Source organism: uncultured Anaerococcus sp. (assembly GCF_937934665.1).
Classification (GTDB): domain Bacteria; phylum Bacillota; class Clostridia; order Tissierellales; family Peptoniphilaceae; genus Anaerococcus.
This window is the reverse complement of sequence record NZ_CALGYW010000064.1, coordinates 103,915-118,398: the sequence shown is the minus strand read 5'-3', so window position 1 is coordinate 118,398 and position 14,484 is coordinate 103,915. Positions and strand designations below refer to the sequence as shown.

General features: G+C 31.2%; 13 protein-coding genes. 1 reads left to right on the top strand and 12 read right to left on the bottom strand.

The window, feature by feature from the left end; genetic code table 11:
* The 8 genes from Q0410_RS03940 to rpiB all read right to left on the bottom strand — a co-directional run.
* Positions 1–322, bottom strand: a 322-nt coding sequence (locus tag Q0410_RS03940; protein ID WP_299033011.1) for a SurA N-terminal domain-containing protein, incomplete at its 3' end; no start/stop codon positions are given.
* Positions 294–1,325, bottom strand: coding sequence for a peptidylprolyl isomerase (locus tag Q0410_RS03935; RefSeq protein ID WP_299033008.1), 1,032 nt, complete (start codon positions 1,323–1,325; stop codon positions 294–296). The genes Q0410_RS03940 and Q0410_RS03935, both read right to left, overlap by 29 nt.
* Complete coding sequence (gene mfd / locus Q0410_RS03930; protein WP_299033006.1) at positions 1,322–4,813, bottom strand: transcription-repair coupling factor; 3,492 nt, start codon at positions 4,811–4,813, stop codon at positions 1,322–1,324. The genes Q0410_RS03935 and mfd overlap by 4 nt, the downstream gene beginning before the upstream one ends.
* Complete coding sequence (pth, locus tag Q0410_RS03925; RefSeq protein ID WP_299033004.1) at positions 4,806–5,393, bottom strand: aminoacyl-tRNA hydrolase; 588 nt, start codon at positions 5,391–5,393, stop codon at positions 4,806–4,808. The genes mfd and pth overlap by 8 nt, the downstream gene beginning before the upstream one ends.
* On the bottom strand, positions 5,393–6,376 hold the full coding sequence (locus Q0410_RS03920) for a ribose-phosphate pyrophosphokinase (protein ID WP_299033002.1): 984 nt from the start codon (positions 6,374–6,376) through the stop codon (positions 5,393–5,395). Before Q0410_RS03920 ends, pth begins: the two co-directional genes overlap by 1 nt.
* A gap of 2 nt (positions 6,377–6,378) precedes the next feature.
* Positions 6,379–7,764 carry a bifunctional UDP-N-acetylglucosamine diphosphorylase/glucosamine-1-phosphate N-acetyltransferase GlmU gene (gene glmU / locus Q0410_RS03915; RefSeq protein WP_299033000.1) on the bottom strand — a complete coding sequence of 462 codons (1,386 nt, stop codon included), beginning with the start codon at positions 7,762–7,764 and terminating at the stop codon, positions 6,379–6,381.
* Between the two features lies 1 nt (position 7,765).
* Entirely contained in the window at positions 7,766–8,485 is a 720-nt protein-coding gene (gene deoD, locus Q0410_RS03910; RefSeq protein WP_299032997.1) for a purine-nucleoside phosphorylase, read from the bottom strand.
* 45 nt (positions 8,486–8,530) lie between these two features.
* The gene (gene rpiB / locus Q0410_RS03905) at positions 8,531–8,974 is read right to left on the bottom strand and encodes a ribose 5-phosphate isomerase B (RefSeq protein ID WP_299032995.1); all 444 of its coding nucleotides are present in this window, start codon (positions 8,972–8,974) and stop codon (positions 8,531–8,533) included.
* Between the two features lie 146 nt (positions 8,975–9,120).
* Here rpiB and murC point away from each other — a divergent pair, with 146 nt between their 5' ends.
* Positions 9,121–10,527 (top strand): UDP-N-acetylmuramate--L-alanine ligase, encoded by a 1,407-nt coding sequence (gene murC / locus Q0410_RS03900; RefSeq protein WP_299032994.1) that lies wholly within the window; start codon positions 9,121–9,123, stop codon positions 10,525–10,527.
* A gap of 45 nt (positions 10,528–10,572) precedes the next feature.
* On the opposite strand, the gene Q0410_RS03895 is transcribed toward murC, so the two are convergent.
* The 4 genes from Q0410_RS03895 to Q0410_RS03880 are packed head-to-tail and all read right to left on the bottom strand — an operon-like array spanning position 10,573 to position 14,474.
* Complete coding sequence (locus Q0410_RS03895) at positions 10,573–10,923, bottom strand: type II toxin-antitoxin system PemK/MazF family toxin (RefSeq protein WP_299032993.1); 351 nt, start codon at positions 10,921–10,923, stop codon at positions 10,573–10,575.
* Complete coding sequence (gene alr, locus Q0410_RS03890) at positions 10,913–12,031, bottom strand: alanine racemase (RefSeq protein WP_299032992.1); 1,119 nt, start codon at positions 12,029–12,031, stop codon at positions 10,913–10,915. Before alr ends, Q0410_RS03895 begins: the two co-directional genes overlap by 11 nt.
* A 2-nt stretch (positions 12,032–12,033) precedes the next feature.
* Entirely contained in the window at positions 12,034–13,212 is a 1,179-nt protein-coding gene (locus Q0410_RS03885; protein WP_299032991.1) for an NAD(P)H-hydrate dehydratase, read from the bottom strand.
* On the bottom strand, positions 13,212–14,474 hold the full coding sequence (locus Q0410_RS03880) for an amidohydrolase (protein ID WP_299032990.1): 1,263 nt from the start codon (positions 14,472–14,474) through the stop codon (positions 13,212–13,214). Before Q0410_RS03880 ends, Q0410_RS03885 begins: the two co-directional genes overlap by 1 nt.
* Positions 14,475–14,484 lie beyond the last annotated feature (10 nt).

The following is a 14,484-nucleotide window of genomic DNA, read 5'->3' as shown; positions in this document are numbered from 1 at the left end:
CATCTATTTGAATTTTTTTCTTGGATAAGTCATTTAACATGACTTGATCTTTAATCATAGAATCTAATAGATCATCTCTAATAAGCTCTTTATTTGTTTTACCCTTAGAATTTTTCTTATCTAGGTAAGATTCACCATATTTTTTTGTATAAAAAGCTAGATAAAACTCTAGCTCTTTATCAAAAACATCTTTTTTTATTGCCTCGTCATCAACTAAGGCTATAGCATTTTCGTTATTTGTATTTTTTTTACATGACGAAAATATAAAAATACATAAACTTAAAGATAATACACTAATTATTATCTTTCTTATCTTCTTCATTATCTTTATCTTCAACAGCCTTGTCAGCTTCTGTTTCATCATTTTCTTCTACAGTAGACTCTTCTGCTGCCTTATTTTCTTTAACAGTAGCATCTGTTACTACATTTGCTTTTTCATTAAGCTCTTTGATATAATCAGCATATTTTTTCTCATTTATTGCCTTTGAAATAGCATCCTTATTATCATCTTCAGAATCAGAAACTTTGTTTATTTTTATTATATGATATCCAAATTGTGTTTTAATAGGTTCAGAGATTTCACCTTCTTTTAGAGCAAAGGCTGCATCTTCAAATTCTTTAACCATTTGTCCCTTAGAGAATTCTCCTAAATTACCACCATTATCAGCATTAGCTGTATCCTTTGAATATTCTTTAGCAAGGGCTGCAAAGTCTTCTCCCTTATCTAGTTTTTCTTTGATTTCTTTGGCAGTTTTTTCATTGTCAACTAAAATATGTGAAGCATCTCTTTTTGCAAATTGGTCTTTATTATCTTCATAATATTGTTTAATTTCTTCATCAGTAACTGGATGTTCTTTTTCAAACCATTCTTTATGTTTTTGATACATAAGGTCTTTTTTTACAGTTTCTTTAAATTTCTCAACATCCATATTGTAGTCATCTAACATCTTATCAAATTGTTCTTGACCACCAAATTGTTTAACAGAGTTTAAGAAGGACTCATTAACATCTTTATCAGAAACTTCAAGTTTGTTAGCTTTCATATCATCTGCTATCAACTTATCTTGAACCATCATTTGAACAATTGAGTTTTTGAGATTTTGTCTACTAGCAAGCATTGCTCCATAGAAACTCATTTCTTCTTTATAGCTATCTTTTGATATCTTATCACCATTAACAATAGCAACTGTTCCCTTGTCAAGTTCTTTTACGTCACTTGCCTTTTCTTCCACTTTAGTGTCAGTATTCTTATCGTTTGCTTGGTTTCCACAAGCTCCTAGCACCATTGTTGATGCAAGCATTGCAATTAATAATTTCTTTTTCATTCTTTACTCCTTATTTTGTTAATTGTATTTAAAAGTTCATATATGTCAAGCAATTTATTTTTTGTAGAAGGGATCTTAAAGGCTGGCTTATTAGATAAATCAAGACTCATTTCGCCCTCGTAGTTTTCATTTATTTCCTTAAGTTCTTCGAAAGCAAAATACTCTCTATTTTCAAAAAATAAACTTATATTATTTGCATCTTCCCTTATTTCAGTAATTCCATTTACTGAAGCAAGAGACTTAATTAGCGAGACATACATTATATTATCCACTATTACTGGAATATCTCCATAAACATCGATTAATTCTTCAACTAAAGCTTCATAATCGTGTTTATCCTCTATATTTGCTATTCTATTATAGATTTCGATTTTTTGTGATGAATCCTTTATATATGAGTTTGGTATAAAGGCATCAATTTTAATATCTATAAAGGTTTGCTTTATATCTTTAATTTTAACTTCTTTACCAGAAGCCTTTTCTACAGCCTCTTGGAGGAATTTTACATAAAGATCATAACCAACAGCTTCAACATGCCCTGACTGGCTTTCTCCTAATAGATTTCCAGCTCCTCTTAGCTCTAGGTCTTTCATAGCAATCTTATAACCTGATCCAAAATCTGAAAAATCTCTTATTGATTTTAATCTTTTCTCTCCAATTTCTGTTAAAATTTTTCCTGCCCTATAAGTAAAATAAGCGTAAGATGACCTATATCCCCTACCAATTCTTCCCTTAAGTTGGTAAAGCTGGGAAAGACCCATATGGTCTGCATCATAGATCACTATTGTATTAACGTTTTTTATATCCATACCAGTTTCAATTATAGTTGTAGCAAGTAGGATATCTGTCTTTCCTTCGATAAAATCTAGCATAATATTTTCTATTTGCCTAGGACTCATTTGCCCATGTATTATATCAATAGACGCTTCCGGAACGAGGTCTTTTAACTTTATAAATAATTTCTCTATATCGTTTACCCTATTATATACAAAATATACTTGACCATTCCTATTTATTTCCCTTATAATCGCATCTCTAATTATTCCAGGATCAAACTCTAAAACATAAGTATTTACAGGCAGTCTTTCTTGGGGTGGCTCATCAAGGGTAGATAGGTCTCTTATCCCAGATAAGGACATCTGCAAAGTTCTAGGTATTGGTGTTGCTGAAAGCGTTAGAACATCTATTGAAGATTTAAATTTTTTAAACTTCTCCTTATGTTTTACACCAAATCTTTGTTCTTCATCTATTATCAAAAGCCCTAATTTTTTAAACTTAACATCTTTTGACAAAAGCCTGTGGGTACCCACTACAATATCTACCTTACCAGATTTTATACCTTTAAGTATCTCTTTATCTTTAGTTTTTGTATTAAACCTAGATAGCATAGCAGAACTTATAGGGAAATCTTTAAATCTTTCGAGCATTGTATGGTAATGTTGGTTGGCAAGGATAGTAGTAGGAACTAAAAAAGCAACTTGATAACCATCCATTATAGCCTTAAAAGCAGCTCTTAAGGCAACTTCTGTTTTCCCATAGCCTACATCTCCACAAAGGAGTCTATCCATAGGCTGTTTGCTTTCCATATCAGTTTTAATTTCTTCAAGACTTCTTAATTGTGAAAAAGTCTCATCATATGGAAAAGAATTCTCAAACTCATTCTGCCAGTTAGTATCCTTAGAAAAAGCATGCCCTTTTTCCTTTGACCTTTTTGCATATAGTTTTATCAAATCGTCAGCTATTTCGTCAACTGCTTTTTTGGCCCTTTGTTTTGACTTTTGCCACTGAACTGAACCAAGAGATGATAGCTTAGGTTTTTCTCCCCTATTTCCAATATATTTGCTGACCAGATTCATTTGATCTACAGGGATATATAATTTATCATTTCCCTTATATTCAATTAAGATAAAATCTTTTTCGACATCATTACGTTCGATTTTTGTAAGGCCCTTGTAGATTCCTATACCATTGTTCTCGTGGACTACGTAGTCTCCAATTTCAAGATCTGAGTAATTAATTATATTTTTAGATGAAACTTTTTTACGACTCTGATTTCTAGTTGATGATTTGCCGTATATCTCAATACTTGTAAATACATGTAGATCTAAATCTTTACAATAGTAGCCTTCACTTGATTTTTTTTCTGATATTATTATAGGAGCTTTATCAAAATTTAGATTATTATCTTCATCACTTGCAAGTAAATAATCATGATCTACAAAACTTTCTAAAAGTTTTTCTTTTCTAGCTTTAGACCCAGCAAATACAAATATTTTTTCTCCATTATTCGTAAGTCCGATACTTGTATTAATAAACTGTTCAACATTTTTATTGAAGTTCTCTACTTCTATAGTCTTAAATTCAGTAATCTTTTTAGGCGAAAATAACTTGGTTCTTTTAAGAATTGATGTTAGGTTAATAATTGGTTTTTCTGCTATTTTTTCGTATATAGTTTTGCTAGTAAGTAAATACTTAGAAAAACTTGAAAAAACTTCGCCATTTTCCATTTGATAAGTTAAGTCTTCAGCAAATTTTTCATCATCTTCTTCTACTGACTCATAGATTCTTGATACATCATCAAAAATAAAAACAGTTTCTTCCGGCAGATATTCGATAAAGGTGTCATAGTTATCTGACCTATAAGCATTAATTAAATCTTTGTTAGCAATATATAAACTCTGATCTAAAAATGAAATGATTTGCTTATACTTATCGACAAGCTTTTGGTCTTTACTATCGGAGATTTTTTTGTTTTCAATTTGTTTCGAAATGCCCTTAATTACCTTGGAATAGTCTTCTTTATTATATAAAAGTTCACTAGCGGGCCCTATTTCTACTTCTTCTATTTTTTCAATAGTTCTTTGACTATTTTTATCAAAAATCCTTATAGAGTCAATCTCATCATCAAAAAGTTCTATCCTTATAGGATTTTTGTAATTAATTGGCCAAATATCAATGATTGACCCTCTTTTTGCAAAATCTCCCTTCTCTTCAACAAAATCTGATGGGTTATAATTAAGAGCAAGTAGACTTGATATAAAGTTATCTACATCAACTATGCTCTCTTCATTAATTCTAACAAAAGACTCATTAAATTGAGTTAAAGTTGTTAGTTTATTTTTAAGGGCTCCTATACTTGTTATAGTAATACTTTTCTCGCCCTTGGCAAGACTTATTAGCGTATCTAGTCTTTGATTAACTTTTTTATCATCTATAGATTTGATATTATAAAAATTTGTATCAAGCGCTGGATAAAACTTTGCTATATTCTCAATTTGATTAATATCTTCTAAAAATTTATCAGCTCTTTTTTGATTTTCTACAACGAAAACCACATTTTTATTCAATAATTTAAAAAGACTTAGGGCAAGGTGGGCCTTAACCCCTTCACTTAATCCTTGAATATATAGTGGAGAATAATCATCTAGTTGATATTTAATTTTATTTATTTGATCAATCTCAATTAATTTTTCAATTAATTTATTCATTATCGTTTTTCACCAACTTGACTGAATTACACTTATTCATTGCCTTATCTATATCTTCTTTTAGAATTATTTCTATACCTTCACTAGCTAGCCTTATCTCATCTTCAAGAATATTTACTTCTTCTTTTGAAAAACCACTCAAAACAAAATTTGCTAGGTCCCATTTTTCTGGTTTCTTACCGATAGCTATTTTGATTCTTGGAAACTTATCATCCTGAATTTGATATATAATTGATTTCATACCATTATGACTTCCTGCAGAACCTTTTTTTCTAATTCTTATTGTTCCAAAATCAATATCTATATCATCATAGATGACAATAAGTTTATCTATATCAAATTTATAAAAATTTCTTAAATCTCTTACAGCTTCTCCTGAATTGTTCATGTAAGTTTGAGGCTTTATAAGCATAACTTTATGGCCAGAAATTTCTCCCTGACCATAAAGCGATTTAAATTTTGATTTTCTTACATCTATATCATATTTATTTGCTAAATAATCTATAGTCATAAAACCAACATTATGCCTAGTATTTTCATACTGTAATCCAGGATTGCCTAATCCTACAATATAATACATTATTCAATAACCGTAAACAAACCACTTATTGATTCGTAAGTATTAATTCTATTTATTGCCTCTGCAAGAAGTGGAGCTATTGAAAGTTGAGTTATTTTATCTATTCTTTTTTCATCTGTTAGTTCAATAGTATCTGTTATTATAACTTCCTTTACAGATGGTTTTTCAAGTTTTTTAACAGCATCTCCAGAAAATACTCCATGAGTTGCAACCAGGTATACATCTTTAGCTCCATTTTCAACTAAGAAATCTGCTGCATTTGTTATTGTTCCTGCAGTATCAATCATGTCATCAACTATAATTGCATGTTTGCCTTTGAAATCACCAATTACTGACATTACTTCTGATACATTTGGCATTGGTCTTCTTTTTTCAATAATTGCTATAGGAAGTTTAAGATAATCTGCAAATTCTCTAGCACGTCTTACACCACCAAGGTCAGGACTTACTACAACAAATTCTTCTGGCTTATCATAAGCAAATGATTGGAAGTGAGTTGATAGTAGCCTGATAGCTGAGAAGTGGTCTACTGGTATATCAAAGTAACCTTGAATTTGCCCTGCGTGAAGGTCCATAGTTATAACACGGTTAGCCCCAGCTACGGTTAGTAAGTTTGCTACAAGTTTTGCAGTTATAGGTTCTCTACCTCTAGTTTTTCTATCTTGTCTAGCATAACCGTAGTATGGAACTACTGCATTTATGTAGCCAGCAGAAGCTCTCTTACAAGCATCAATCATTATTAATAATTCCATCAGATTATCATTTGTTGGAGAAGAAGTAGGCTGAACTATAAATACATCCTTGCCCCTTATTGATTCATTAATCTTAATACTTATTTCTCCGTCTTTAAATTTATTGATATCTGCTTTTGTAAGCTCTATACCTAAATTTTTACCAACGCTTTCTGCTAATTTAATATTAGAATTACCTGTTAAAAGTTTTAATTCCCCTCTTTGAATATATTGATTACCTTTAGATGACATTTTTACTCCTTATGATTTTTATCTCTTTGTTTTTTTCTTTCAACATAACCTTTGATATGTTTTTGCTCTGCTCTTTCAATTATTAATTCTCCAGAATTTACATCTTGGGTTATAGTAGAACCAGCAGCTACAAAACCTTCCTTTTTAACTTTCACAGGGGCTACTATATTAGCATTTGAACCTATAAAAGCCTTATCTTCTATAATTGACCTATGTTTATATTTACCATCATAATTAACAAATACAACTCCACAGCCAATATTTATATCCTTGCCTAGATCACTATCACCAATATAAGCTAGGTGACCTGCTTTTGTCCCTTCGCCTAGGCTAGAATTTTTAACTTCTACAAAGTTTCCAATGTGAACTTTCTTTCCAATTCTACTATTTGGTCTAAGTCTTGCAAAAGGACCTATATCGCTATCTTTTTCCATATAAGATTTTTCAATAACTGCATTATCTACCCTAACACTATCTTCAATAGTAGAGTCAATAATTTTAGTATTTCCCTCTATTATGCAGTCTTCTCCAATTTGTGAATTGCCGTATATTTTAACAAAACCAGATATAAGAGTATCTTTACCAATTTTTATGCCTTCTTCTATGAAGGTTGTTTCTGGACTTTCTATAATAACACCATTTAACATATGCTCTTTATTAATCCTATTTTGTAGGATTTTACTGGCTTGGTTTAGCTCAAACTTATTGTTAATTCCATAAAATTGCTCATAATCATCGCTTACATAGGCACTTACCTGTTTACCAGTATTTTTTAATACGCCTATACAATCGGTCAAATAAAGCTCATTTTGATCATTATTTGTATCAATTTTAGAAAGAGATTCTTTAAGATCTCTAGCTTTAAAAATATATATTCCTACATTAATCTCATTTATATTTTTTTCGCCAGGTTTTAGATCCCTATCTTCTGTAATTTTTATAAATTTATTATCCTCATCTCTTATAATCCTTCCATAACCCTTAGGATTCTCTATCAAGGTTGAAAGAATAGTACAAGAAGAGCCAGACTCTTTATGATAAGATATTAATTCTTCTAAAGATTCTTTTTTTATTAGGGGTATATCACCATTTAATATAAGTACTTGATCATCATCCTCTATGTGATCTAAGGCCAAGCTTGCTGCATAACCGGTCCCATAAGGAATGCCTTCTCCTATTTTTTGCTCAACAATATTTGTCTCTGGGAATAAATCTTTTAATTGAGACTTATTTTTACCTGCTATTATTATTGTCTCAGATTGTTCAAAGTCGCTTGCTTTTTTTACATATTTTATTATTTCTTTGTTTATAAGCTTATGAAGGACTTTAGATGTTTTTGATTTCATCCTAGTTCCTTCACCAGCTGCCATTATAACTGTTTTAATCATACTAGGCTTCTGCAACCTCTAAAGCAAGTTCCATCATATTTGTATATGATTTTTGCCTGTTCTCAGCACTATCAGCAACATTCTCTATTAAAGAATCTGAAATTGTAAATATCCCTAGCCCCTTTTTACCATGTTTTCTTGCAGCCATAAATAAGCCATATGATTCCATTTCAACGCAAAGAATTCCATATTTTCTTAGATTTTCAAAAACTTTAGGATCCATTTCATTATAAAATTGGTCTGAAGAATGTACCTGACCACAATGAGTCCTATATCCTAATTCATTTGATTTTTCAACTGCCTTTACTAAAAGGTCAAAATCTGGTGTTACAGAAAAATTAATATTACCAAAAAGGTTGTCATTTATAGATGACTCAGAGCATGCAGATTGAGCTATTACTATATCGTGAAGCTTTACATTTTCTTGCATGGAACCAGCTGTGCCTACTCTTATAATGCAATCAACATCATAAAAATCAAAGAGTTCATTATAATAAATCATAGCGGATGGAATTCCCATTCCACTGCCCATTACAGAAACTCTTTTCCCCTTATAAAATCCTGTAAAACCAAGCATACCACGAGTCTCAGTAAACTGGGTTACATCTTCTAAGAAATTATCAGCTATAAATTTTGCTCTTAAAGGATCTCCTGGCATTAATACTGTTTTTGCAATTTGATCTTTACTAGTTGCAGAAATATGAGGTGTTGGTATTGTCATTTATTCTCTCCTTTTAAATAAACAAAAATAGAGACCCAAATAGTCTCAATTTTCATCTTCTATTTTACAAATTTTATCTACACGTCTTTGGTGACGGCCACCTTCAAATTCAGTGTTTGCAAATTCTTCAACTATCATTTTGCAAACTTCTGTACCGATAACTCTTGCACCCAGACATAAAACATTAGCATTATTGTGAGCTCTACTCATTCTTGCTGAAAATGTTTCTGAAACACAAGCCGCTCTTATCCCCTTAACCTTATTAGCTGACATAGACATGCCCAGTCCTGTCCCACAGATAAGAATTGCAAAATCAGCTTCATTATTGATAACTTTTTCACAAGCTTTAACAGCAAAGTCACTATAATCACATGATTCTTTATTATAGGTTCCTACATGAACTACTTCGTGTCCAAGCTCTTCAAGCTTATCACACACTGCAGGTTTTAAGTCTATTCCTCCATGATCGTTAGCTACTACAAATTTCATGGACCCTCCTTTTTAATACATTCTAATATAAATATACGTCAAGTGTACTTATAATCAAAGTAGAACTTGACAAGTTTTCATTATTAAATATGGTATAATATAGTAAATATACTTAAAGACTTAACTATTAAGGAGATTATAAATATATGTTTGAATTTAATTTGGATGAACATAAATATAAGTATGTTCATTTCATTGGTATCGGCGGTATATCAATGAGTGGTCTAGCCCACCTTTTATATGAAAAAGGCTATAAGGTAACAGGTTCAGATAGAAGTGAATCCGATACTGTTAAAACACTTAAAAATATTGGTATAGAAGTGTTTATAGGTCAAAAAAAAGAAAATATTAAAAATCCTGATCTTGTTGTCTATACTGATGCAATTTCAGACGATAATGAAGAACTAATTGAAGCAAGAAAATTACAAGCACCTGTTGTTACAAGAGGTGTATTTTTAGGCACTCTCATGAGAAATTATAAAAATTCAATTGCTATATCTGGTTCCCACGGTAAATCTACAGCTACCAGCATGATTTCAAAGATACTTCTACATTCAGATGAGAATCCAACTATCTTACTAGGTGGTAATCTAGATGACATGAAAGGTAATGTTAAGGTCGGTAATGAAGATTTTTTAGTTACAGAAGCCTGCGAATATAAAGGTAATATAAGATACTATTATCCACAAACAGTTATTATCTTAAACATCGATGAAGACCATCTCGACTACTATAAAGATTTAGATGATATTGTCGAAACCTTCAAGGTTTATCTAAGAAATCAAGATAAAAATTCAAAAACAATCCTAAATCTAAATGAAGAAAATAATAAATTAATTCTTGATGCGGTTCAAGGAGAATTAATAACTTATGGACAAGAAAATCCAGAAGCTGATTACAACGCTACAAATATAACCTTTGATGAAATAGGTAGACCAAGCTTTGATTTAATTATGGAAAATGGTAGTGTAGAGCACTTCAAACTAGGAGTAATTGGAAGACATAATATAAACAATGCTATGGCTTCTATAATTGCCACCTATGAAAATGGTATAGACATTAACACTATAAGAGATAATATAGTCAAGTACACTGGCCTTGATAGAAGAATGCAAATTTTAGGTTATGTAAACAAGGCTACAATAATGACAGATTATGGTCACCACCCATCAGAAATTCTTGTAACCCTCGATGCCTTAGCTGAACATACTAAGGGTAGATTGATATGCGTTTGGCAACCTCACACCTATTCAAGAACAAAAACTTTATTTAATGATTTTTTAAATAGCTTTGATTCTGCTGATGAGATTATAGTTACAGATATCTATGCAGCAAGAGAAAAATTTGACCCTAGCATCCATTCAAAAGATGTTGTCGATGCCATGGTGAAAAAAGGTCTAAATGCCAAGTACCTAGGGACATTTGAAGAAGCAAGAGATTACATCTATGAAATTGTAGGTGATGATGATCTTGTGATAACCACTGGCTGTGGTAACCCTGATGAACTTGCCAAGATGATAGTTAAAGACTATAAAAATCTAGTAAATATATAAATTTAAAAACGGTCTTATAAACACGCAGGTTTTAAGACCGTTTTTTTAATCCTGTTCAATAGCCAAAGAAATAGCTATTGCCTCGTCTATTTTATTCATAATATCATTTGAAAAGCTGCCAATTTTTTCTCTAAGCCTTTTTTTATCAATAGTCCTTAATTGCTCCATCAAGGCTACAGAGTTTTTGGGAAGACCGTACTTGTTTCCTTTTAGTTTCACATGGGTAGGAAGTTTTGCTTTATTCATTTGACTTGTTACGGGAGCTACTATAATAGTCGGAGAATATTTGTTTCCTACATCGTTTTGAACTACAATAACGGGCCTTACTCCCCCTTGTTCACTACCGACTACCGGAGAAAGATCTGCGTAATATAAGTCTCCTCTTTTAACTTTCATTTATTTCTCCTAAATAATCTCTTTTCTCTATAATAACTCCATTTTTTATGTAAACTCTTTTAACTCTCATAGATATATCTGTCATAAGTTCGTAAGAAATTGTCCCAATTTGCTCAGCGTCCTTATCTATATCCCTATAGAGCTCTACCCTGTCTCCTATTTTAAGGTCAAGACCAGTCACATCAACCATCATCTGATCCATACAAATCCTACCCAATACTTTGCAAGACCTGTTATTTATTATTACCTCTCCCTTATTAGAAAAAGCTCTATTATAACCGTCTGCATACCCAATAGCAATAGATGCAACCTTCATTGGTCTATCACTTACAAAAGTCCTTCCGTATGATATAGGTGTTCCTTTTTTGATATTTTTTATAAAATGAACATAGGAATAAAATTTAAAAGTTTTCTCAAGTTCTACTTCAGTATTATTTTTAACTACTTCTGACGGATATAGACCGTATAGAGATATACCTACCCTATTCATTCCTTTAAAAATTTTTTGCCTTATTGTAGCCGCAGAATTAGCTAGATGAATAAATTCAAAATTAAAGTCTTCATAAACTTGGCTAATTATCCTATCAAATATTTCCTCTTGTTTTATAGTAAAGTTATTGTCATCTTCATCAGCTGTCGCAAAATGACTATAAGCAGATATAATATTAATATTTTTTAACTCGCTTAGCTTTTTTATTTTATCAAGTTCATTTTCCCTAAAACCTATCCTGCCGTGACCTGTATCTAATACAAGATGTCCTTTAAGTTTATATCCCAAATCATCTATAGCTTGGGCAAGCTTAAGATCATAAACTGAAATATCTATATTATTTTTAGAACATTTTTCTATATCATCTAGGCCTACGAAACCTAAAACCAAGACTGGTTTTCTTATTCCTACTCTTCTTAGTAACAAAGCCTCACTTAGCCTAGCAACCGCAAAATAATCTACTATATCCTCAATATCTTTACAAATCACATCTGATCCTAGACCGTAAGCATTGGCTTTTACAACTGCACAAAATTTTGAATTTTGGCTCAAACTTTTTATTTTATAAATATTATTTCTAATCTTATCTAAATTTACTTCTACAAATGTTTCCTGCATAACTACCTCAAAAGTCTAATTGCTTTAGGTAAATAAGCTATAATATCACTAGCTAGAAGAGATTCTTCACATAAATCATCCCTTGCTAAATCTCCTGCCAAGGAATGTAAAAACACACCTAGCTTTGCCGCACTAAATTCATTCATTATAGGTAGAAGCCCAGCTATGACGCCTGTTAGTACATCTCCGCTTCCTGCAGTGGCCATGCCAGGATTTCCAAGCTTATTTACATATAATTTTTCTCCATCTGTTACAATAGTATTTTCAGATTTTAGTACAAGGATAAGCTTATATTTCTTTGCAAAGTCTTTGGCAAGCATAACTCTATCCCTATTAATATCTTGGATAGATAAACCAGTTAATCTCGAAAACTCTTTTAAGTGAGGTGTTAGGATTATATTTTCTTTATGTAATATACTTTTATCTTTTGCTATGGCGTTTAATCCATCAGCATCTATAATAATCTTTCCCTCAAATATATTAAGTAATTTACCTATTAATTTATTTAAACTGGGGTCTTTTCCCATACCAGGACCTATAGCTAGAACATCCTTATCAGCTAAGTGTCCTAAAATCTGATTAAATATATTTTCATTATACTTTAAATTATAAGAATCAATAGTGTTAATTATCTGCTCTATAGATTTAATTTGTAAAATTTCGCTAATTGATTTTGGCACTAGAAGGTAAACAAGCCCTGCCCCAACTCTCAAGGTTGATAGAGAAGATAGGTAGCAAGATCCTGCCATACCTGATGAGCCACCAAGAATAGCAACTCTTCCATAGTTGCCCTTGTGACTTGATTTTTTTCTTATGGGTAAAATTTTTTTAAACTCTGTAGGTATTTTTATGTTTTCACTATCTCTTCTTATGCAAATACCAATAGCCTTCCCTCCATCATGGGAAATAGAAACATCACATTGTTTTTTTATACCGTCTATTAATATATAAGGTCTATTAGTTTGATGACGGACTTCTACCCTTAGATTTTTGATATAAGAAAGACTTAAATTATATGCCTTAATAACAGCTTCTTTAAGAGCAAAGATCCCTGCCAAAGACTGATAGGGATTTTCTTTCTTAAAAGCGTAGGAAAGCTCATAAGAAGTAAATGCCCTCTCTAAAAAGGCTTCGGGCTTCTCTTTGATTTTTTTAACCGATATTATGTCAATACCTATCATTAAAGACCTAGCCTTTTTGATGATTCTTTTATATTTTCATTAAGTTTATCTCTTTCTAAACTTACAACATTTCCATTTTCATAAACAATTTTTCCGTTTATTATAGTATATTTTATGTCTGACTCATAGGTAGAGTAAATAAGTGAGGTCAAGATATTTTGATTTGGTTTATGGTTTATATTATCAAAATCAATTAAAATTAAATCAGCAAGCTTACCTTCTTCTACCGTCCCTAATTCATTTTCCATGCCTAGGGCCTTTGCACCGTTAACGGTTGCCATTTTTAATATTTCATATGCCTCTATATTTTTATCAGCGTATAATTTTGAAACCAGACCAGTTATTTCCATCTCTCTTAAAATTGACAATTTGTTATTGCTAGCTGAGGAATCAGTACCTAAGCAAACATTAATTTTTTTATCAAAAAGTCTTGATAAGTTTAAAAAACCTGAAGAAAGTTTTAGATTGCTTGCAGGGTTATGGACTATACTAACATTATTTTCTTTTATAATATCTAAGTCATTATCTGTTAGATATATACCGTGGGCTGCTATGGTTTTATAATTAAATATCCCAGATTTTTCAAATACTTCTGTTGGTGTCATATTAAATCTTTTTATGCAATCATCATTTTCTTTTTTTGTTTCAGATAAGTGGATGTGAATTGGCATCTTATATTTATAAGCTATATCTGATACTTTCTTTAGGTAGTCTAAATCTATTGTATAGACTGCGTGCGGACCAAGGCCTATACTTATAAGCTCATCATCCTTATATTTTTTTTCTAAATATATATTTTCTTTGAGTCTATAAAAATCTTGATCGGGGCATGATAAGCCTCTTGAGATTTGGCCACGAAGACCTATTTCTTTTGCCGCCTTAATTGTTGCTTCAGAAAAATAGTACATGTCTGCAAAAGATCCTATACCATTTTTAACCATTTCAGCAAAAGACATAAGAGATGCAGTATGTACATCTTCTTCTGTTAACTTATCTTCTAATGGCCAAATATAATCATTTAACCAAGTCTCAAGCTCAACTTCTTCACCGTAATTTCTAAAAAGACTCATTCCAACATGAGTATGACAGTTTATAAAGGCTGGCATTAAAAGCATGCCATCAGCATCTATAACTTTATATCCTTTATTTTTAATGTTTTTTTCGATTTTTTTTATGTATTTTCCCTCAATTAAAAGATCAGCCTTATATATTTCAGGAGTTCTCATTGAAAGTGTTTTTGCATTTTTTATTAATATCTTCATTTTTAAAAAA